At 44.7% G+C, this 20,590-nt stretch carries 16 protein-coding genes; 7 read left to right on the top strand and 9 right to left on the bottom strand.

From position 1 onward, the window contains the following. The first annotated feature begins 1 nt into the window (after position 1). From ACE38W_RS19155 to ACE38W_RS19135, 5 genes are all read left to right on the top strand, one after another. Entirely contained in the window at positions 2–1,330 is a 1,329-nt protein-coding gene (locus ACE38W_RS19155; RefSeq protein WP_375833341.1) for a BatA domain-containing protein, read from the top strand. Then, positions 1,323–3,404, top strand: a complete 2,082-nt coding sequence (locus tag ACE38W_RS19150; protein WP_375833338.1) for a hypothetical protein — start codon at positions 1,323–1,325, stop codon at positions 3,402–3,404. Before ACE38W_RS19155 ends, ACE38W_RS19150 begins: the two co-directional genes overlap by 8 nt. Beyond that, positions 3,401–4,738 carry a hypothetical protein gene (locus tag ACE38W_RS19145; RefSeq protein WP_375833336.1) on the top strand — a complete coding sequence of 446 codons (1,338 nt, stop codon included), beginning with the start codon at positions 3,401–3,403 and terminating at the stop codon, positions 4,736–4,738. The genes ACE38W_RS19150 and ACE38W_RS19145 overlap by 4 nt, the downstream gene beginning before the upstream one ends. Positions 4,739–4,903: 165 nt before the next feature. Further along, positions 4,904–6,538 carry a TldD/PmbA family protein gene (locus ACE38W_RS19140; protein WP_375833333.1) on the top strand — a complete coding sequence of 545 codons (1,635 nt, stop codon included), beginning with the start codon at positions 4,904–4,906 and terminating at the stop codon, positions 6,536–6,538. 11 nt (positions 6,539–6,549) lie between these two features. Next, positions 6,550–7,884: a TldD/PmbA family protein gene (locus tag ACE38W_RS19135; RefSeq protein WP_375833331.1), complete on the top strand. Its 1,335-nt coding sequence runs from the start codon at positions 6,550–6,552 to the stop codon at positions 7,882–7,884. A 132-nt stretch (positions 7,885–8,016) separates the two neighbouring features. Here ACE38W_RS19135 and ACE38W_RS19130 read toward each other — a convergent pair whose 3' ends face one another. Beyond that, positions 8,017–8,439 carry a hypothetical protein gene (locus ACE38W_RS19130; protein ID WP_375833329.1) on the bottom strand — a complete coding sequence of 141 codons (423 nt, stop codon included), beginning with the start codon at positions 8,437–8,439 and terminating at the stop codon, positions 8,017–8,019. Positions 8,440–8,524: 85 nt separating this feature from the next. Between ACE38W_RS19130 and ACE38W_RS19125 the strand changes: the two genes are divergently transcribed. Next, positions 8,525–9,352, top strand: coding sequence for an alpha/beta hydrolase (locus ACE38W_RS19125; RefSeq protein WP_375833326.1), 828 nt, complete (start codon positions 8,525–8,527; stop codon positions 9,350–9,352). Positions 9,353–9,409: 57 nt separating this feature from the next. Here ACE38W_RS19125 and ACE38W_RS19120 read toward each other — a convergent pair whose 3' ends face one another. Further along, positions 9,410–10,180, bottom strand: a complete 771-nt coding sequence (locus ACE38W_RS19120; protein ID WP_375833323.1) for a porin family protein — start codon at positions 10,178–10,180, stop codon at positions 9,410–9,412. Positions 10,181–10,383: 203 nt separating this feature from the next. Continuing rightward, positions 10,384–11,100 (bottom strand): 3-ketoacyl-ACP reductase, encoded by a 717-nt coding sequence (locus tag ACE38W_RS19115; protein WP_375833320.1) that lies wholly within the window; start codon positions 11,098–11,100, stop codon positions 10,384–10,386. Between the two features lie 97 nt (positions 11,101–11,197). Here ACE38W_RS19115 and ACE38W_RS19110 point away from each other — a divergent pair, with 97 nt between their 5' ends. Further along, positions 11,198–12,067, top strand: a complete 870-nt coding sequence (locus ACE38W_RS19110) for an aldose 1-epimerase family protein (protein ID WP_375833318.1) — start codon at positions 11,198–11,200, stop codon at positions 12,065–12,067. Positions 12,068–12,132: 65 nt separating this feature from the next. Here ACE38W_RS19110 and ACE38W_RS19105 read toward each other — a convergent pair whose 3' ends face one another. From ACE38W_RS19105 to ACE38W_RS19080, 6 genes are all read right to left on the bottom strand, one after another. Next, positions 12,133–13,128, bottom strand: coding sequence for a hypothetical protein (locus ACE38W_RS19105; RefSeq protein WP_375833315.1), 996 nt, complete (start codon positions 13,126–13,128; stop codon positions 12,133–12,135). A gap of 541 nt (positions 13,129–13,669) precedes the next feature. Beyond that, positions 13,670–14,185: a hypothetical protein gene (locus ACE38W_RS19100; protein ID WP_375833312.1), complete on the bottom strand. Its 516-nt coding sequence runs from the start codon at positions 14,183–14,185 to the stop codon at positions 13,670–13,672. Between the two features lie 78 nt (positions 14,186–14,263). Further along, complete coding sequence (locus ACE38W_RS19095; RefSeq protein ID WP_375833309.1) at positions 14,264–17,362, bottom strand: efflux RND transporter permease subunit; 3,099 nt, start codon at positions 17,360–17,362, stop codon at positions 14,264–14,266. A gap of 11 nt (positions 17,363–17,373) precedes the next feature. Next, a complete protein-coding gene (locus tag ACE38W_RS19090; RefSeq protein WP_375833307.1) occupies positions 17,374–18,414 on the bottom strand; it encodes an efflux RND transporter periplasmic adaptor subunit in 1,041 nt (346 codons plus the stop codon). Positions 18,415–18,463: 49 nt separating this feature from the next. Further along, entirely contained in the window at positions 18,464–19,825 is a 1,362-nt protein-coding gene (locus ACE38W_RS19085) for a TolC family protein (protein WP_375833304.1), read from the bottom strand. Between the two features lie 122 nt (positions 19,826–19,947). Next, positions 19,948–20,559 carry a TetR/AcrR family transcriptional regulator gene (locus tag ACE38W_RS19080; protein WP_375833302.1) on the bottom strand — a complete coding sequence of 204 codons (612 nt, stop codon included), beginning with the start codon at positions 20,557–20,559 and terminating at the stop codon, positions 19,948–19,950. Positions 20,560–20,590 lie beyond the last annotated feature (31 nt).

The following is a 20,590-nucleotide window of genomic DNA, read 5'->3' as shown; positions in this document are numbered from 1 at the left end:
TTTGCTACACCTACTGCAACCCATATGGATGTTATTATCTGCCGGTATCATCATTCCGGTGCTGATACACCTATGGCATCGCAAGCCCGGACGCGTATTGCGGATAGGAAGTATTCAGCTGTTGAAATCGGCTACTGTACGGCATGCAAGAAGCCTTCGTTTATCAGAACTATTATTATTGCTGTTACGATGTGCGTTTATTGTACTGCTGGCAATGCTATTGTCGCAGCCGCAATGGAAATCTCCCTTCTCAAAAGAACACAGGGGCTGGATAATCCTGGAAGATCATGCCTATCCTTATTTCAAGAAAACAATCGATTCATTGATAGAATCGGGCTGCGAATTACATAGGTTCGATACCGCTTTTACACGTATTAATATCAAACATCTGCCTGCATACGATTCCAGCTCTGTATCCTACCGGACTTTGCTCAAACGCCTGGAAACCTTGGTGCCACCAGATTTTCCGCTGTATGTGTTTTCCGGCGATCAGCAGAAACGTTTTCACGGACCAAGGACCTCCCTTGATCTTACTTTACACTGGTATACTTATACCAACAAGGATACTGTTGATAACTGGAACGCATATACGTTTGCAATAAATAAAGATAGTGTCAGAGAGATAAATGGCGTAGCCGCCTACAACGGGGTTACCTGGACTCAGACTTCAAAAGCATTATCCACACCGGTTTTGCCGTTTAAGGTTTGTATTTATGCAGATGATCATCTGGCAGATGGCCGTTACCTCCGTGCCGCTATCATGGCGGTACAGGAATATTCCGGCAGAGAAATCGTTTTCACAGATATGGCTACTGATAAAAGCCCCGACTGGTTATGCTGGTTGTCAGAAAAGCCACTGCCTGCTGATATGCATCCCTTGCACATTGTAAAATATACAACAGGTGCGGCCATCTTTGCAGACACCCTTTCAGCAGGAGATTTTACAATTTATAAAAGGCACCAGGTGCCTATAAAATCAGATACCATTATTTTCCATGACTATGGCGGATATCCACTTATTGGAGTTAACGGGAATCAATATACGTTGTATTCCCACCTGCACCCTGAATGGAACGACGCCGTTACCACAGGGCAGTTACCGCTGCAACTGCTGGATGTAATAGTTCCTGTGCCATCGCCAGGAAAACATGACCTGCGCGCAGTCGATTCCAGGCAACTGCTGTCGGATAATAATCTAGGTATTTCCAAACGTATCGCACCTGTCAGGACGATAGATCTGAAAGATACACTGCTATTGCTATTGGTGCTGGTATTGGCTGTTGAGCGCCTCCTCTCCTTAAAAGCAAAAAAGGAGGTGGCGAATGCTTAGTACGTTAACGCATATACGAAAAAAATGGGTCCTGCTTAAAGTCTCTACCATTTTGCTACAAGCCATCGCCATTGGCATGCTGGGATATGTGCTGCTTGGCAAAGCCGGCATTATCGCGGGTGCTGTATATGCCTTGGCTTTCGGAATGAATTTTTATCGTCAAAAACCTGATCTCAAAGAAATTGCCACCTACCTCAATCAACAGTTTCCTGAGCTGGAAGATAGTGCTGGATTATGTTTGCGTGATGCCGATGAACTTACATTACCGGAGAAAATGCAACTGGCCAAGATTTCGCCCTTGCTCAGTGCATTGAAGCTGCCCCGGCGATTTTATAGGTCAGTGCCCACAACTATAGGCTGCTGGCTGATTATAGCGGGATTATGTTTTGTTGTTAAAATTCGGGAAAATCATCTGCCAGCGGCAAAACAAAATACAATTACAACACAAGATAAATTACCTGGTACCAGTGGTGTCAATGTCAGCATACAACCGCCTGCATATACTCGCCTGCCTTCAAAACAGCAACAGCAATACGATCTGTTGGTGGCAGACAGCTCCCTGGTATCCTGGACTATCCATACAACAAATACGCCGAATACTGTCGCGCTGATATTCAGTGACAGCACACGTATTCTGATGAAACCTGCTGCCGGCCGTAGCCAATGGACTGCCTTCCGCTGCATCACGCATCAAGGCTTTTACCAGGTGCAAGTAGATACAATGTTGTCTGCCTATTATCAACTGCAAACAATTGCCGATCATCCGCCATTGATTAAGGTTATGCAGCCGCTACCTAATACTACCATCGAATTTGGACATAAACCTGTATTGCAAATAAATTCGCTTATTACAGATGATTATGGTATCAGCAAAGCCGCCATCAGTGGTACTATCGCTAGCGGCAGCGGAGAAGCCGTTAAGTTCAGGGAGATTAATATCAACTTTAATGAGTCACTCGGCGGACAGCCGGCCTCCTTTCATGGCAACAGACTTCTCGACCTGGGCGGCTTAGGTATGAAGCCTGGCGATGAATTATATTTTAGTGTCACGGCTACGGATACACGAAACCAGCAAACATTGTCTGACGTGATGATCGTCACGCTGCCTGATACCGCAGCGCTTTTTAGTCTCGAAGGCCTCGCCAACGCAGTCAACATCAAACCTGAATACTTCCGAAGCCAGCGACAGATTATCATCGAAACAGAAGCACTGATAAAAGCAAAAGATAGTATGGTCGCCAGCCGTTTCAACGCGCGCAGCAATGACCTGGCGGCAGACCAGAAAATATTACGCCTGCGATATGGTAAGTTTTTGGGTGAAGAGGCCGAATCGAATGTCGGTGATAGCAGGGTAGGAGAAGACCATGATCATGGTGGACACGAACAGCATGAAACTGAAGACCCGGCAGATTTTGGCAATGCTACAAAAATCATCGACGCCTTCACAGATAAGCACGACAATGCAGAAGATGCTACCTTTTTTGACCCGGAAATAAAGCAACAGCTGAAAGCAACCCTCAATGAAATGTGGAAAGCCGAACTGCAATTGCGTCTTTATAAGCCGCAGGAGGCGCTGCCCTATGAATATAAAGCACTGCGCTTGCTGAAAGATTTGCAGCAAAAATCAAGGGCCTTTGTGCCTAAAACAGGTATAAAAACAACGCCACTAAAACCGGAGAAACGCTTGTCTGGCGACCAGGATAAAATAAATCCTGCCGTACTTAAGCAGGTATTACAGCGCGATGATCCTAATACGGTGATCAGAGTGGCTATCGCAATACTGGATAACCTCGACGTACAAACGAAAACTAGTGATACTACTGCACAGGTATTAAAGCAGGCATTGCTGAAACTCAATGCCGCTGCGGCAAAAGAGCCAGCAAAATACCTGCATGCCATGCAGGCTTTACAAGAGGTACTAACAGGCAAAGTAACGCCAACGAATATACGTGCCGCACAACGAGGCCTCTTATTGCTGTTGCCTTCGGAGATACAGGCGCAGCCACGAGTTTCCAGGCCTAATAGATTACAAAAATATTATTTCAGACAACTTAAAAATCAAACGCCCGGATGACGCAGCATTGGCATTACATATTCCCAGCACTGCTGCTGTTATTACTGGTGGTATTGCTAAGAAAAGAGTACCAGCGGACAGATCGCCGCCGGCTACCATGGCGACTTATAGCCACTGTTATTGCACTGTTGAGTTTATGGCAATTGAGTGCAGCCTGGCATCAGCCTGCGAAGGCGCCATTAAAGCAATCTAATGTGGCAGAGAAGAGCAACGCAAAACCTGCGTTTGTTGCGGCAGGCTGGCAACAGCAGCTACCTTATCTGCAACCACTCCTGCTACAGGGAAGGTTCAACAATGCTGGGGATAAAGCGATTACCCTGAAACTCATATTGGCAGGCTTGGCGTTAGATAGTACAACAATTGCGGCAGGAAAAGATACGATCTTCAAGCTGCATACGATCCCGCCATTTTTGGGCCCTGGCGTATTGCGTTTGCTGGCACTTGCGGGTAAGGATACGCTGGCCACAGAACCAGTGCCGGTAGTCGTAAAACCTATGCTGAACCTGCGTGTGCTATTCCTGGCTGCCAGCCCTGATTTCGAAAATCGTTTCCTGGCCGACTGGCTGGCACAACGTGGCGCTGCGGTAGCCATGCGCTCCAAGGTGGCGGCCAATCAATTTGCCACGCGCTTCTCAAATATGAAGGAACGCCGCCTCGATGTACTGAATCCTGCGTTGCTGAATGATTTTGATCTGGTAATAACGGACAGGCATACACTAAGTACGCCAGAGCGGAATAACCTATACGCCTATATGCAGGAGCAAGACCTCGGCCTGTTGCTCAAGCCTGATAGTAATGTCAGTAAACCTTTTCCGGTATTCCATCAGCAGGGAGCCGCTCAGGTAGTAGACCTGGGCCGTAATGATAGCTACGCCTGGCAGCTGGCAGGAGATACTACGGCCTATAGCCATTACTGGGCAGGGATTATTAATAAGGCAGCGCGCAAAAGTAAGCAGGATACGGAGCTTACCACTGAACAGGACTTTCCGTTCATCAACGATGAAATTATATTAACGCTAAATAGCCAGTATCCTTTACAAGAGAAAAGCCTGTTGGTGGATGAAATGGTTTTACCGCTGGCAGGGCACCCGCTGCTGCCAGATACCTGGAAGGCTTCGTGGTGGCCACTGAAGAAAGGCTGGCATGCCATTAGTAACAGCCAACACGTGTTTGATATATATGTTTATGGGCAGGAGGATTGGCTCAACTTACGTCCTGCCGTAAAAGCTATGCCAGCAGAGAATAAGCCGGAAACGATGAGCCGTTTGGCTTGGTGGTGGCTGATCCCATTGCTGTTGTCAATGATTTTCCTCTGGCTGGAAAAGAAATTATGACCAACGGTTATTAAAAGCGAAGAAAAAAAATTAGTTTAGGAGAAAGATAGAATAGTGGTTTTATAGCTGATGAGAATAACACGATTACTTGTGCTATTGCTGACTTATATTACCCTGTGCACCAACGAAATCTAAGTCTAACCAAATCTAACCAAATCAACAGTTTTGAAACGTAAAGACTTTATCCAGCTATCAGCGATGGGGCTGGGAGCCCTCGTCCTGCCGAAGTTTGCCTTCGGAACTCCTGTTGATCCATCTGCTTTTTTGAATGATGGTATCGATGTAAGAGTAAAGAAAGAACTGGCTGATGTTGCCCTCAACACAGCAAGGTCCAAAGGCGCTTCCTATGCGGATGTACGCATAGGCCGTTATTTGAACCAGTTCATTACCACCCGTGAAACAAGGGTGCAGAACATTGCCAACACAGAATCTTTCGGTGTAGGTATTCGCGTTATTGCCAACGGTTGCTGGGGCTTTGCAGCCACCAACGAAGTGACCCGTGAGGGTATCGCTAAAGCGGCTGAAAAAGCCGTGGCCGTTGCCAAAGCCAACAGCCGCGTAAACACTGAACCCATACAGCTGGCGCCCCAGCAAGGTTATGGTGAAGTAGCCTGGAAAACGCCTATACAGCAAAACACCTTCGCTGTGCCGGTAAAAGACAAAGTAGATCTCCTGCTCAACGTAAACGATGTTGCCCTCAAAGGTGGCGCAAGCTTCGTAAACTCCGCCATCCTCGCGGTAAATGAGCAGAAATTCTTCGCCTCTACCGATGGCTCCTACATCGATCAGGACGTGCATCGCATCTTCCCGACATTTACTGTTACCAAAATTGACCGTAGCCTCGGTAAATTCGAAACACGTAAATCACTCAGCTCTCCAATGGGTATGGGATATGAGTATCTCTCCGCCCGCCCTGAAGATAAAGTACAGGGTATCGTTACCCGTTACCGCAACAGGTACGATATGCTGGAAGACGTGAAAAATGCCACACAGGATGTAAACCAGAAAATGAAGGCTACCTCCGTGCAGCCAGGGAAATACGACCTGGTACTCGATCCTTCTCACCTCTGGCTGACCATCCACGAATCTGTTGCCCACCCTACAGAACTGGACCGCGTATTAGGCTACGAAGCCAACTATGCTGGTACCAGCTTCCTCACACTGGATAAATGGAAATCCGGCAACTTCAACTTCGGTAGTAAACTGGTAAACGTAGTAGCAGATAAATTACAACCAGGCTCCCTCGGCGCCGTTGGCTATGATGACGAAGGCGTAAAATGCGGACAGTGGGACCTTATCAAAAATGGCGTCCTCGTAAACTACCAGGCTATCAGAGACCAGGCACATATCATCGGCCTCAAACAATCACAAGGCTGCTGCTATGCGCAAAGCTGGGCCGATGTTCAGTTCCAGCGTATGCCAAACGTTTCCCTGCAACCTGGTAAAACACCACTCAGTGTAAACGATATGATCAAAAACGTAGAAAAAGGCATCTACATCATCGGAGATGGCTCTTTCAGTATAGATCAGCAACGTTATAACTTCCAGTTCGGCGGACAAACATTCTACGAAATTAAAAACGGCCAGATTGTAGGCATGCTTAAAGATGTGGCCTATCAGGCCAATACCCAGGAATTCTGGAATAGCTGTACTGCTATCGCTGATAAAAGCGACTACCGCCTCGGCGGTGCCTTCAATGACGGTAAAGGACAACCAGGACAGGTAAACGCCGTGTCGCATGGTAGCGCTACCACCCGTTTCAATGGCGTAAATGTAATCAACACCGCTCGTAACATCTGATAACTACTACAATGGCAATTTTAAATAGAGAAGAAGCTCAGGCACTGATGCAAAAAGTGCTCTCTCACTCCAAAGCAGATGAATGCGAAATAAGTCTGCGTGGCACAGAAGGTGGTAATATCCGATATGCCCGCAACAACATCTCTACTGCTGGAGATATCAGTACCATCTCACTCAGCGTTACTTCCAGCTTCGGTAAACGTTCCGGTACTGCTTCTATCAATGAATTTAATGATGAAGCACTTAAACGTGTCGTGGCGCGTGCAGAAGAATTGGCAAAGCTGGCGCCGGAGAATCCGGAATATACACAACTTCGAGGCCCGGCAACATTTAAGGAATCTGCAGGTTATGTAGAGGCCACCGCTAAAATGACGCCAGATGACCGCGCAGAAGCGGTAGCAAAAAGCATTAATGCCGCAAAAGATGCACAGCTAGAAGCTGCCGGCTTCATAGAAAATACCACTAGCTTCAACGCCATCCTGAATTCAAAAGGCCTCTTCGCCTATGATAAGGATACAGACGTCATCTTTACCATTACCACTCGTAACAGCGCCGGTACTGGCTCTGGTTTCGCGGGCCGTGGCTTCAACGATGTCACTAAGCTGGATACACTGACCGCGACCAAAATTGCGGCACAAAAAGCCAATAACAGCGTAAACGCTAAAGCCCTGGAGCCTGGAAAATATACCGTTATCCTGGAACCGGTAGCAGCTACGTATATGCTGGAAAATATGTTCCGCGGACTCGACGCCCGTAGCGCCGACGAAGGTCGTAGCTTCATGAGCAAGAAAGGAGGCGGTAACCGTATCGGCGAACAACTCATGGACGAAAAGGTAAACATCTACTCAGATCCTTTCCATCCTATGCTGCCAGGCAATACCTGGAACAGAGAAGGTTTCCCACTCGAGAAAACCAACTGGATAGAAAAAGGAGTAGTGAAAAACCTCGCTTACTCCCAGTATTGGGCAGAGAAGAAAGGGGTAAAGCCAATGCCAATGCCTTCCAATATCATCATGGATGGTGGTGATTCTTCCCTCGAAGAACTGATCAAAAGCACCGAAAAAGGTATCCTGGTGTCACGCCTCTGGTACATCCGCCTCGTAGATGCACAAACACTGCTGCTGACAGGCCTTACCCGCGACGGAACTTTCTACATCGAAAATGGTGAAATCAAATACCCGGTGAAAAATTTCCGCTTCAACGAAAGCCCTGTAATTATGCTCAATAACGTAGAGGCTTTAGGTAAAGTAGAAAGAAGTATCAGCATCGAATCTTATAGAAGCTATCTGATACCGCCAATGAAAATCCGTGACTTCACCTTCACGTCATTGTCAGACGCTATATAATTTATTTATTCGCGAATGAAGCGAAGCGTTTAAAAAAAATAAACCGGTAGCCTTGCTACCGGTTTATTTTTTTTAATTATGCAGGGAAGTACTAATACCGTATACTATTTCCTTTCTTTTTAAAGCAAATCCTTATGCCTCCACAATCTCCGCTTCCTCTTCTTCCTTATGTCTAGGCTGATAATACAAATAATAGTAAGCTAATATCAACACTCCACTGAAGAATGGAATCAACGCCAGGTGTTTGTAGGTATACTCCCCAAACAATGGCAGCATATCAAAATGCAGGAACTCACTGATCATCCAATAGGAGTTAGCTGTAATCCATAACGTAATGGCCACATTGTGGCATAGTTCAGCCACATACTGGCGCGTACGCCAGGCAATTACAATAGAAATTATCAGTGTCGGGAAAATCATGGCAATGCCCAATGGCTTCCAAATCATACACCAGCCTATATCTTTTAGCAGCCAGAATACGATATGCAGGTTTTCCATCTTCCGGTATTTAAGCGGTATGCTATATACAGGTGAACTGCTCTTTTCTTTACTCATGTTTGGTTGAATTACAAATTTTGGGGTTAAAGATATTCTTTATCTTCGTTTTGCACCCAATCCTCCTTGCTCAAATTAAATATCTATGACAGGAAACGATTTCTACTGGTCTTCCAATAATTGCCGTTTTCATGGTATCCAATGGGTTCCTGCTAAGTTTACACAGGTAATGATTATCGTGCATGGTATAGGGGAGCATATAGGCAGATATGACCATGTAGCTGCTTATTTTGCAGAAAGAGGCTACGCTGTAACGGGAATTGATCATTATGGGCATGGCCTCAGCGATGGCGCCAAAGGCGCTTCCAGGGGCATGCGTTTTACCATGGCTTACCTCTGGGATTTCCTTGAGCAAACCAAAGAACAATATGGTAAGCCCGTTGTCATGTATGGGCATAGTATGGGAGGCGGCGCGCTCACCGGTTTCCTGCTAAAAAAACAACCGGATATAGTTGCTGCCGTTATCTCTGCGCCTGCATTGATCGTAGCACGCAGACCCGGTGCTTTGCTTCGTGCTATTCTGAACATTGGCGCTACCATATTCCCTAATCTGCGCGTCAGTCAGGGACTTGATATCAATAAAATCTCCCATAACAGGGCTGCGGTTGAAAAATTCAGAGATGACCCTTTGCGGCATGATAGAATGAGTTTGCGTCTGGCAAATGATATGGTAAGAAACGGACTTTGGTGTTTGCGTCATGCAACCTTATTAAAAGTTCCTTCTTTGTTGATACATGGAAATGCCGATGAACTCACAGCTGTAGAAGGTTCCCGTTTATTTGCGGAGCGCGCGCCGAAAGGAATGGTTACCTACAAGGAATGGCCTGGTAGTTATCACGAAATGCATAATGAGGATAACCGCAAGGATATTCTGTTTTTTATCTTCCAATGGTTATCACATCATCATGGATAAAAAATAAACGCCTTCCAGTATTGCTGGAAGGCGTTTGTACTTTGCTGTCAAGTAATTTTATTTAAGCCTGTAAGCATAGCCAATAGCTACTGTACCTGCTCCAATATTGTTTTTACCGTTAGCATCTCCTTTTTGAATGTTCAGGAAACCGTAGTTGCCACCACCTTCAATAAAGAGCTGGTTCTTGCCGAATTGATAGGCCAGTCCTACGTTACCGCTGATACCTACGTTAGCTTTGTTTAGCTGATCTTTGATATCCTGGTTTGCATCCATGTTCTGTGCAGGAACGTTAGGCACTGGTTGTGTTTTTCCTGGGTCCAGGTACCACTGGCTGGTGCCACGTACTTCCTGCTTCGCTGAAAGGAGAAAACCTACGAAAGGACCTGCATCCACGTATAAACGTAATGGCGACTTACCAAGGTTCCAGCCAAATTTAGCCAGTACCGGCACCATCAGATAATTGATCTTAGCGGTGCTCTTAAAGTCGGCATAAAGGTAAGTAGGCGCCTGTCCTGCTGGAAGCATTGCTACTACCGCAGCTGGAGTAGGGAAGGCCTGGAATCCGTTTTTCTGTCCACCCTGTGCTGAATATTCGATCATCGGCTGAATAGAGAACAATTTGCTGAAATGGAATTCTGCCAATACAGCAAAGTCAGGCCCAAGTCTGCTACTGTAACCTTCGTTGAGTGGATTAGTAGAACTACCGCCGGCGGAGAGTTTTGGGATACTGAGACCGGCTCTTACGCCGAGATCAATATGCTGCGCTTTAGCACTTACGCCCAGCAGCATTGCTGTTGCCAGCAGTAGGGGAATTCTCTGGAGTTTCATAGTTTTTTATATCAGATTTATCTATAAAGTTAGGGGTTTGAAAATTAAAAACAGCAATGGCATGATTTAAAATGTACAAATGGTATTTCGTCTAGATAAATATTCATTAACAGCAAAAAGCGCCATACTACCTACAACAAAGGCGATCGCTATATAATAACGATCGCCTTTATTGTATCAAATTTATTTTATGTAAATAAATATTATGGATTGGTAGACCATAATCCTGCTGACTTAATCGTCACACGGCGATTCAGCTTCAACTGCGCCACCACAAATTCAGCGAGGTCTTCAGGCTGTAAAACTTTTTCAGGATTACCATCTGTCAGTTTAAGTTCTTTCGCCATGTCTGTTGCGATAGTACTAGGTGTAAGCGCGCTTACACGAATATTATGTTTACGTACTTCCAGCATCAGAGATTCTGTCATGCCCAGCAAACCAAATTTGCTGGCACTATATGCACTTGTCAAAGGCGCGCCACGTTGTCCGGCAGTAGAGGAAATATTGATAATATCACCGGTTTTACGCTCAATCATAGATGGTAAAACGGCACGGGTCACATAATAAGCACCCAACAGGTTTACCTGGATAATCTCTTCCCAGCGTTCTGGTGTGAGCTCCATAAAACCACCAAAAGTAGATATGCCGGCATTATTGATCAGGATGTCTATTGCACCCAGTTCTGCACTTAGTTTGGCTACGGCCGCATTTACTTCTTCAATATTACCCACATTGCCGGTTGCGATGGCAGTTTTAACACCATGCGTACGAACTTCGGTAGCAACCGCTTCTAGCGGCTCCAGTGTACGACCCATTAGTGCAATATCCACTCCTTCTGCCGCCAGCGCCAATGCCAGCGCTCGTCCAATCCCTTTGCCAGCACCTGTTATCAGTGCCTTTTTTCCTTTTAATGTTTCCATATACTGTGTTTTATGTTTTATTTTTCAATACAGATTTACCCCTTATCTTTTGCAATTTACAGATTATCTTCGCTTTAGAAATCAAATCAACTGTATCATGGTACGGCTCTCCAATGAAAAACTCACAGTAACGATCGCAGAAAAAGGCGCAGAACTCCAAAGTATTATTCGTAATGATAATAGCTTCGAATATATGTGGAGCGGTAACCCCGACTTCTGGGGAAAGAAAAGCCCGGTACTGTTCCCGATCGTAGGTGGTCTGAAACATAATTCCTATCAATATAACGGACAGACCTACACGCTGGGTCGCCACGGCTTCGCCAGAGAAATGAACTTCGTAGTAACGGAGCAAGGCCCCGATAGCGTACTGTTTAGCCTCATAGACAACGAAGCAACACATAAGGTATATCCTTTCAAATTCATATTTAGCGTTCGGTATGTACTCACAGCCGACGAGCTGAAAGTAACCTACCACGTGAAAAATACCGGTGATGAACTGATGTATTTCTCTGTTGGCGCACACCCCGCATTTAAAGTGCCATTAGCAGAAGGTTCTGCCTTCACTGATTATTACCTCGAATTTGAAAAGGTGGAGAATGCCGGCCGATGGCCGCTTACAGCAGAAGGACAGATCGCTGCTTTCTCTGTTCCATTCCTCAACAATACCAATAAACTCCCTTTACAAAAATCATTATTTTATGAAGATGCACTCGTATTCAAAAACCTGGCATCTCATACTATCTCTATCAAGAGCGATCTTACTGGTTATGGTATCCGTGTTCACTTCGAAGGATTCCCTTATATGGGCATATGGTCTGCTAAGGATGCAGACTTTGTTTGTATAGAGCCATGGTGCGGTATTGCAGACAGCGAAACGGCTACTGGTGATCTTACCGAAAAAGAAGGTATTAACGTATTGCATCCTGGTCAGCTGTTCGACAGGACCTGGTCAGCAGTATTTTACTAAGCTATAAAAGTAAAAAAGCGGGCGCCTCTTATTTTCAGAGACGCCCGCTTTTATTTTAAACAGGATCACCAAACTATAATCGTGTCCTGACGCCAGGTTTGCTCAGTAATATTTAGCTTCACTGGTAAACTGTTGTTACTAGGCAAAGAAATGAATACCGTGTTCAGCACATTACGCTTAGGATAGAAAACACGTGTTCCTAAATCTTGTGTACCACCATCAGGGCGATTCCACTGAAGTGTAACCGGAATACCAGTATATACACTCTCCACATATCGGAGTTCATCCGCACTATAAAGGTTTTCAATATTGCCAGCCTGGGCAGCCGCAATGGTTTTGCTTGCAGCAAAATTGCCATAGCTCACGGTCAGACTGCCGCCACTGAAGTTGACAGGCATAAATTTAAAGCCATAGGTCAGCCTGCGCATGTTAATGTCAATAGCGCTTTTCAGCGAATCACCAGCAGTGCCATTGTAGAAGCCGTAGTAAATGTCCAGCTCAGCATGTTTTCTGACGATCTTGTTAAACTGTCCTACAGCCATACTAAAGTAGTTCAGTGTGTCCAGGAAATTTTGTTGCAATTTGCTGACACCTATGGTGTCCTTGGTCATCTTAAAATTGGTAAAACTCCTGATAGGGCTGTCGAAGTAAGTAAGTCCAAGGCTGTCAGTCTGAAACAGGCCGGCTTCGCTGCTGCCCTTGCGAATGGCTGCTAAACCAATCGTATAGCCTACTCCTTTTGGTACTTCAAACTTAATGGTATCAAGTCTTTTCAGAATACCTTGTGCAAATGGCTGGTAGTTACCTACTCTGATATCTACAGCATATAGCACGCTGTCGGCGGTGCCACGGCCTGTGTGGTTAGTAGCTGTTCTGCCATTGCCCAATGGAGATTCAGTAATCACCAGGTCTCCCTTTAATGCCAATTTTACTACTTGTGTTTCGCCTTTCCAGGAACCTTCCACGGGTGCAGGTTTCCCTGGAGCATCATTTTTCGTACAGGCATAGAACGTCGTTGCCAGGATCAGTGACCCTAAGGCAAAGGATAAGGTTTTCTTCATTTGTTTTTTGTTTAATTTTTAAAACGAGTTAACTAATACAGATAGGGGAATTTTATCTTGTTAAATTGATTTTTTAGAAATTAAAAAAATAATAAATCAGTTCATGTAAAAATAAGTGCAGTCGTTGAAATGCTTAGCAGTAGTGTATTTGAATGCTTGAATATAGGTCGGGTATTACTTCATACTCATGACATTTTAATACAGTCAGGTTACAAACAATTTTCTGCATCTGTTATGTGAGATGCCTAACGAAAATAATAACTATTTTAATGGAAGAAATATTTTTAACAACAAATTTTTAAGTAGATAAGAATGTTTGTTTGAAATAATTTATCCCGAGTAATTTTTCTATAAAAGAGAATTATCTTATCTGTCTTTGATTTACATGTGATACCGAAGGTCTCAGCAGGAGGAGTTTCGCGCTGCGTGGAAGGCTAAAGCCAGAAAATTTCTATTTGAGATATCCTTATAAAAAAAGCTCTCTCTAACAAGTAGAGAGAGCCTTTTTATAAAATGTATTGCTTAACCTAAACGGTGCGAATTAGAAATTGTAACCTGCTTTCAGGCCCCAGAATCCTTTGGTGCCATCTTTGAACCAGGCTTCGTATTTACCTTCTACATCCAGGCCCAGTAAACGGATACCGATACCAGGAGCCACCAGACCGCCAACACCAGTATAATCGCCACCAGCAAATTGGATAGTACCGCCTTCCAGTTTAGCATACAGGATAGAGAATACTTTATAACGCAGCCCCAAACGGATTGGAATTGCTTTTACATTTGCGTAATCAGCGTTATTACCATTAATATTGAATGACTTACCGCCAAAATACATATAGCTCACAGAACCTACTGCAGTAAGACCAGCTACCAGTTTGATGTCGGCGCCAAGTCCTATACCATAGCCTGTTTTATTAGTTTTGCTGAAATCTCCGGTAGGAAAACCGGCTTCTACAAAAGGACCAATACTGAATCGCTTTAACTGTGCCTGCGATGATTGTGCAGTAACACAGATCAACAGCAGTAAGGCAGCTGCTGCCTGGAAGATTTTTTTCATAAGATCTAATTTTCAAAAAGGATTTGGTGATTGCCAATTATCTGTAAATGTACAGATTCCTTTATAATTTCCAACTACTTATGCTTCCTCCAGGGCTACTTCCGCCTCTTGCCTGACAGTAGCCACCGCGGCTGCCGGCACCTCAATCTTAGGCGGTATCAGCTTGTAAACTACAGGCGTCACTATCCTGGACAGCAACGTAGAACTGATCAAACCTCCTATCAATACAATCGCCAGTGGCGCTATCAGCGGATTAGTAGATATCGCAATAGGAATCAATCCTCCGATAGCTGTCAGTGAGGTAAGTACGATTGGTAAAAAGCGCACTTCTCCGGCCTCTCTGATAGCGTCTTCCAGGCTATGCCCCTGCATACGCAACTGGTTCGTAAAGTCCACCAGTAAAATAGTATTCTTCACCTCAATACCCGCCAACGCAATCAATCCAATGATAGCCACAAAAGAAAGTGAATTGCCCGTAATCCACAATCCCAGCGCGGCTCCCACAATACCCAGTGGTATTACAGATAATACGATCAACGTGCTTTTGAAGGTCTTAAACTCTAATATCAACACGGCAATAAACATAAATACCGTTACTATGATGATCGTCATAAAGCCGCCAAAAGAGTCCTTCCTGCTTTCCACTTCTCCCCCCATCTCATAACTGTAACCCGATGGTAACTTCATTGCATCCATCTGTTTGATTACATCATTGATGACTTTATCAGCCAGAAAACCTTTCTGCACAAACGCAGTCACTGCTACCATCCTGTTTTTTTCCTGATGGCGAATGCTCAAAGGAGATGTCTCCAGTTGCAAGGTAGCCACCTGCTTCAGCGGAATTGCCACACCCTGGCTGTTGTTCACATACAGGTCGTTGAACACGTCCAACGTTGGCTTTCCTTCTTTTTGCTTGGTCAGCAAGATATCATAATCATTATCATTGATGTCATTATATTTTCCTAAGTTGATACCGCTTACGGCTAAACGAACAACCCTGTCGATATTGGCAGTTGGAATGCCCAGCTGCTGTGCCTTTTCGCGGTCTATTTTTACGCGTATGTCCGACTTCAGGTTACTCACAGGGTTAGAAATGTAAATAGTACCCGTCGTCTTCTCCAACATCTTTTCAACTGTAGCAGCCAGACTACGTAAGGAATCCAGATTGTCGCCAAATAAACGGACTTCCACCGGCGCAGCCATAGGAGGGCCTTGCTCAAAGTTCTTTACCTCTATCTTCGCGCCAGGATAGGGTGTCCAGCGGCTGCGCAATTGCTCAATCAATGCCAGCTTTGCTGCAGGACTAGTATGAGGATCTAATTGAACAAATAACTGCGCATAATCACTGTGCTCGTTTTCAGGAATCTCGTTATAGTAGATACGAGGATTACCCTTACCAATATTACTGGCCACATATTTTACTGCTTTTTCTTTGGAGAGTTCAGTTTCCAGCTGCTTCACAATTTGATCAGTATAGCCCAGATTCGATTGCGGCGGTGCTATCACATTCACCAGGAACTGTGGCTTTTCTGAGGAAGGAAATAAACTGAAACCAACAGCTTTAAACACCATGATAGAAGCACCAAATATTACTAACGACACTACTATCGTCAGCACTGGGCGATGCAGCGCCTTGTCCAGTAAACGCGCATAACTTCCATGGATCAGCTTCTTCAATGCACGCATGAAAATATTTCCTTCATGATTAGTATGCTCTTTCAGCAACCTGCTCGCCAGAAAAGGAATGATCGTCAGCGAAACGGCCATAGATGCCAGCACACTGAATATCACCGCTAACGGTAACCCACGTATGAAATCACCCGCGCCTTCTGGCATAAATACGATCGGCATAAAGGCAATGATCAATGCCGCAGTACAACCTACAACCGCAAGGCCTATCTGTGAAGTGGCTTTCAGCGTAGCTTCCATGCGACTATGACCTTCCAGCATCCACCGCTCTATATTCTCAATAACAACAATACTATCATCTACCAATAACCCCAACGCTACTACTAAACCTACTATACTCAACTGGTTTAGGTTATAGCCAAACAACTGCAATAACACAATGCCAATCGATAACGATAGCGGAATTGAAATCATAACAATGATCGCTGGCCGCTGGCCTAATGGCAGTAAGGTGATGGCAACCAGTAATATCGCAATGAGAAAATCCTTGCCAAGTCCTGCCAGTCGGGAGTTCACGGCTTCCGCCTGATTGAAGTACAACACCAGGTCAATATTCGCGGGTAAGGTCTTCTTGAAAGCATTGATGACAGGTAAATAAGCCTCCTGGGTTTTACTGATATTCTCGCCTGATTTCTGCGCCGCAGAAACCACAACACTGCGATGTCCATTCAATCTTACAAAATATTTCTCATCATCAAATCCATAATAAACCTTGGCTATATCTTTCAAAAAGATATTTTTATTGTTGGCAGATGATATGATCGTATTTCCTATTTCCGCGATATCCTGGTAATTACCGCTGGTTTTGATGTTGAAGCTTTTTTCTCCTGCATCTATGCTACCACCGGGGATATTAGCCATCTCGCTCTGAATAGCCCCCATCACAGCGCTTACAGGGATATGCTGCTGCGCCATTTTATCGAGCTGTAATTCCACCCGCACCTGCTGATCAGGCAACCCATGAATTTTTACGTTTTTCAGCTGAGGAATTTTTTCTAATGTCTCTTGTAATTTTTCTGCATAGAAACGTAACTGATCACGGGACGCATTTTCAGATATCAGTGCAGTCTGCAAAACATTTACATCGCTGGGCTCTGACTTCAATACCTCCAGACTGAAAATGTCTGCTGGTAAGTCTTTCCGTTTGTTATTCACTTCACGTACCAACTCCTGGTATTTCTGTTCTACATTAGAACTGTATTTATATTCTACCCGCATGGTGGCAACACCGTCGCTGATATTGGTGCGGAGGCGTTTGATATCGGCCAGGCTATAAATTTCTTTTTCCAGTGGATCCACCACAAGGTCTTCCATGTCTTTAGGACTGGTGCCTGGATAAACCGCCACCACTGTATATTGCGGCGCTTTCATCTCCGGGTCTTCTGACCTCGGCATATTCATGATCGTACTCACGCCCAGCACGATGATCATGATGAATATCACCAGCGTAAACTGATAATTTTTTACAGCATATTTTGAAATTTTCATGGGAGCAGTAGTTATTGGATGATACGGATAGGAGACTGGTCTTTGAGATAAGCACTGCCGGATATGATCAGTTGCCCATTGACGGTGCCGCTGATAAGTACCTGGTCTTTTTCCATGCCAGCAACGGTCACGGGTATACGATGCGCAGTTTTACCATCTTCCGTAACAAAAACGTATCCGCTGCTGCCGTTACCGTCCAGTAAAGCGGCGTAGGGGATACGCCATACTCCGGAGGTATCGGCTGCGGCGGTGGATATGTGACAACGCCCAAACATGCCGGCAGCAAGGGCTGCTGGCTTATTTCCCGTTAGCTGTACGTCGATGCTGAAAGTGCCGCTGGCAGCATCTATACCTTCTGATTTTCGTGTAACCAACCCTGTGAGCTTGCCGATATTTTCGGACTGTGTTTCAATATTGGCTTTATCACCATTTTTAATACTGGCCCATTCTTTATCGCTAACGCCTACACGTAAAATCCAATGTGCCGTTTTAGCACCATTTGTTTGCAATACAGGCGTGCCTGCGCTAATCTGTTGGCCGGTATTGGCTAGTTTGTGCAATACGTAACCATCCTGGGTTGCATGAATAGCAGAAAAGGCTTGGTTGAATTGTGCGGATGACAATTGTTGCTTAGCCAGCTCCCGAGCAGTTTTACTGTTTTGCAGTTGTTCCAATGTAGCAACGCTGTCGTTGAAGAGATTCTGTGTACGCTGAAAATCCCTGGCTGCCTTTTCGTAGGCTAATGTAGCCTGTTGTACCTGTGCATTAATTTCTGTCAGATTTAAAGTAGCCAGCAGCTGGCCTTTATGTATAGCATCACCTTCCTTCACCAGTATGCTGTTGATGATGCCACCTGTTTTAAAAGAAAGATAAACTTCATCATCTGTTGTAAACTGGCCAGAGGCATGTATTACCTGTGTGCCGCTATGAGCTGCCATGGGCATGGTCTTCACAGGAATGACACCTGAATTATCTGTTTTGGCTGCTTCTTGTTTACTGCCACAGGATACCAGCGCAGCGGATAATACTATGAGCAAAGCGTATTGTTTCATAAGTCTTGTTTTATTAGTCGAAGTAGTGGTATGTAAATGATAGGAGCGATTATTTGTTTTCAAGTGGATAGCCTGCCTGCGCGCGTTCCACAGCGGCAATGGTGCTTTGAACATTTGCCTGCGTAACTGCTGTCTGCAACCTGGCTTGTGTAAGTTGATTTTGTGCATCTACCAGCTCGAGATATAATAGTTGTCCTTCCTTGTAAACCTTTAGCTGATCACGATAGTAACGTTCTGCAAAATCTAGCTGGGTTCTGGCGGTGTTGAAATTTTTTACAGCACTGATGTAATCATTTTTCGCCTGGAACAGCTGTAACTTCAGCTGGTCTTCCGTTTGTGAGGCCGCCATATTTACAGAACTCAATGCAGTTTCTGACTGTTTGATTTTATACTTGTTTTTATGAAAACTGAAAAGATTCCATTCCATATTTACACCAAAGAAATAATAACGGGTGCTGCTGTTGAATGTTAGTGGTGATCCCTGGGAACCCAGGTCCAGAAAAGTGTTCAGCTTAGGGATGAGATAGGACCGCTGTAGTTTGTTGTTGTATTGATAAGCGCCGATTGCATGTTTGTATTCCTGCAATTCTTCTCGCTGACTAACATCATCACTCGCTATATTAGTAGCAGGAAGATCTATGGTACTACTATCTATTTCAATATTATCTGTCAGTGGCCTGTTGAGCAGAAAGTTGAAATACGCTCTGGCATTATCTCTGCTGTTTTCTGCCTGATTTATGGAAGCCTCGTTCTTTTCTTTTTCTGTTTTAGAACGATATAAAGCAGTATTGTTTCTGACACCATTTCTGACCATGCTTTCATTGATGCGGATATTTTCATTGATCAGTGCATCTGCGCTTTTGTAAATTGCTACCGCCTGAACAGCTTGATAGTAGCGGTAGTAGGCGGTTTTTACATCCTGGACTAACTGACGTTTATATACGTTTACTGCCGCTTGTTGTCTGCTCAGTTGCTCCTTTTTAATTTGCTGGTTGTAATAAATTTCCGCATTGACGAGAGGCATGCTGGTGCGCACTTTCGTATCGAGGAAGTTATCGGGGTTCAACTGAAATTTCATGTTTTCCATTGTAGGAAAATTATGGGTGCCTGTTAGCTGGTTCAAAGTGCTATATGCAGGATTCAGCATATCGCCTACGGGAATATCTATGACACGGCCGCCACCGGATTTTACATAGCTCCCAAGGAAGGTTACATCTGGCCCAAATAAACTTTTGGCTTCTTTCAATGCATACAGAGCCTGGTCCAGTTGTATGTTCTGATCTTTCAAACCTTTGTTGGAGCTAAAGGCTTGCTGAATATAGTTATCCAATGTTTTCTGCTGGGCGCTGGCGCTGAAACCTAAGGCCAGGGCTAATATTAACAATGCTCCTTTTGTTATTGATGTTGACATAATAAACAGTGTTTATTAATGGTGTTAAAAAAAATAGCCATGAGGCTATAATCATTGTTGATATACTGAACGGTGTTTAATACTGTTGTTTAAAAAAAGCCCGAAGGCTTTTTTACTATATTTTAGGCAGTTATTTGCGAGATGTAAATCTTGGCGGCGTTGACGATTAGCTGTTCTAGGACTTCATCGGGGAGTTCTGAAATCTTGATGCGACAGCGTAAATTCAGACTCACGAAACCATGGACAAAGGCCCATATGCTCAAACCTGCTACCATAGGGTCGTCGAAACGAATCAACTTTTGGTCTACACAGGCTTTTGCTGTACCGGTGAGATAATTAAAGGCTTCCAGCCCATTATCCCATTCTTCATCTTCCACCGAATTCATAGGCGCCTTAATGATGAACATCAGATCGTATAATTCAGGATGTGCCTGCGCAAAGGATACATAAGCCATCATGAGCTGTTCCAGGCGCTCCAATGGATTCACCGCAATAATGCGCTCCCGGAACCAGGCAGCCAGCTTATGAAATGCCTCACTCTGTACGTCATAAAGCAGTTCATCCTTATCTTTGTAGTACAGGTAGATAGTAGCGGGACTGTATTCGATTTTATCGGCGATGTTTCGGATAGATACTTTTTCATATCCTTCCGCCACAAACATCTCTATCGCCGCATCTACGATACGCCGCCGCATCTCTGCTTTCTCTCTCTCTTTGCGTTCTGTTATGCCCATTGAAAATATTTACAGTGCAAATATACTGAAC

The sequence above is a fragment of the Chitinophaga sp. Hz27 genome (assembly GCF_042263525.1).
Classification (GTDB): domain Bacteria; phylum Bacteroidota; class Bacteroidia; order Chitinophagales; family Chitinophagaceae; genus Chitinophaga.
The sequence above is the reverse complement of the archived record's forward strand: the minus strand, read 5'-3'. Positions and strand labels throughout refer to the sequence as shown.

Excerpts from the sequence above, each read along its gene's own strand:
- ACE38W_RS19150 (WP_375833338.1), top strand. The coding sequence starts at position 1,323 with ATGCTTAGTACGTTAACGCATATACGAAAAAAATGGGTCCTGCTTAAA.
- ACE38W_RS19145 (WP_375833336.1), top strand. The coding sequence starts at position 3,401 with ATGACGCAGCATTGGCATTACATATTCCCAGCACTGCTGCTGTTATTA.
- ACE38W_RS19135 (WP_375833331.1), top strand. The coding sequence starts at position 6,550 with ATGGCAATTTTAAATAGAGAAGAAGCTCAGGCACTGATGCAAAAAGTG.
- ACE38W_RS19130 (WP_375833329.1), bottom strand. The coding sequence starts at position 8,439 with ATGAGTAAAGAAAAGAGCAGTTCACCTGTATATAGCATACCGCTTAAA.
- ACE38W_RS19125 (WP_375833326.1), top strand. The coding sequence starts at position 8,525 with ATGACAGGAAACGATTTCTACTGGTCTTCCAATAATTGCCGTTTTCAT.
- ACE38W_RS19120 (WP_375833323.1), bottom strand. The coding sequence starts at position 10,180 with ATGAAACTCCAGAGAATTCCCCTACTGCTGGCAACAGCAATGCTGCTG.
- ACE38W_RS19115 (WP_375833320.1), bottom strand. The coding sequence starts at position 11,100 with ATGGAAACATTAAAAGGAAAAAAGGCACTGATAACAGGTGCTGGCAAA.
- ACE38W_RS19110 (WP_375833318.1), top strand. The coding sequence starts at position 11,198 with ATGGTACGGCTCTCCAATGAAAAACTCACAGTAACGATCGCAGAAAAA.
- ACE38W_RS19105 (WP_375833315.1), bottom strand. The coding sequence starts at position 13,128 with ATGAAGAAAACCTTATCCTTTGCCTTAGGGTCACTGATCCTGGCAACG.
- ACE38W_RS19100 (WP_375833312.1), bottom strand. The coding sequence starts at position 14,185 with ATGAAAAAAATCTTCCAGGCAGCAGCTGCCTTACTGCTGTTGATCTGT.
- ACE38W_RS19095 (WP_375833309.1), bottom strand. The coding sequence starts at position 17,362 with ATGAAAATTTCAAAATATGCTGTAAAAAATTATCAGTTTACGCTGGTG.
- ACE38W_RS19090 (WP_375833307.1), bottom strand. The coding sequence starts at position 18,414 with ATGAAACAATACGCTTTGCTCATAGTATTATCCGCTGCGCTGGTATCC.
- ACE38W_RS19085 (WP_375833304.1), bottom strand. The coding sequence starts at position 19,825 with ATGTCAACATCAATAACAAAAGGAGCATTGTTAATATTAGCCCTGGCC.
- ACE38W_RS19080 (WP_375833302.1), bottom strand. The coding sequence starts at position 20,559 with ATGGGCATAACAGAACGCAAAGAGAGAGAGAAAGCAGAGATGCGGCGG.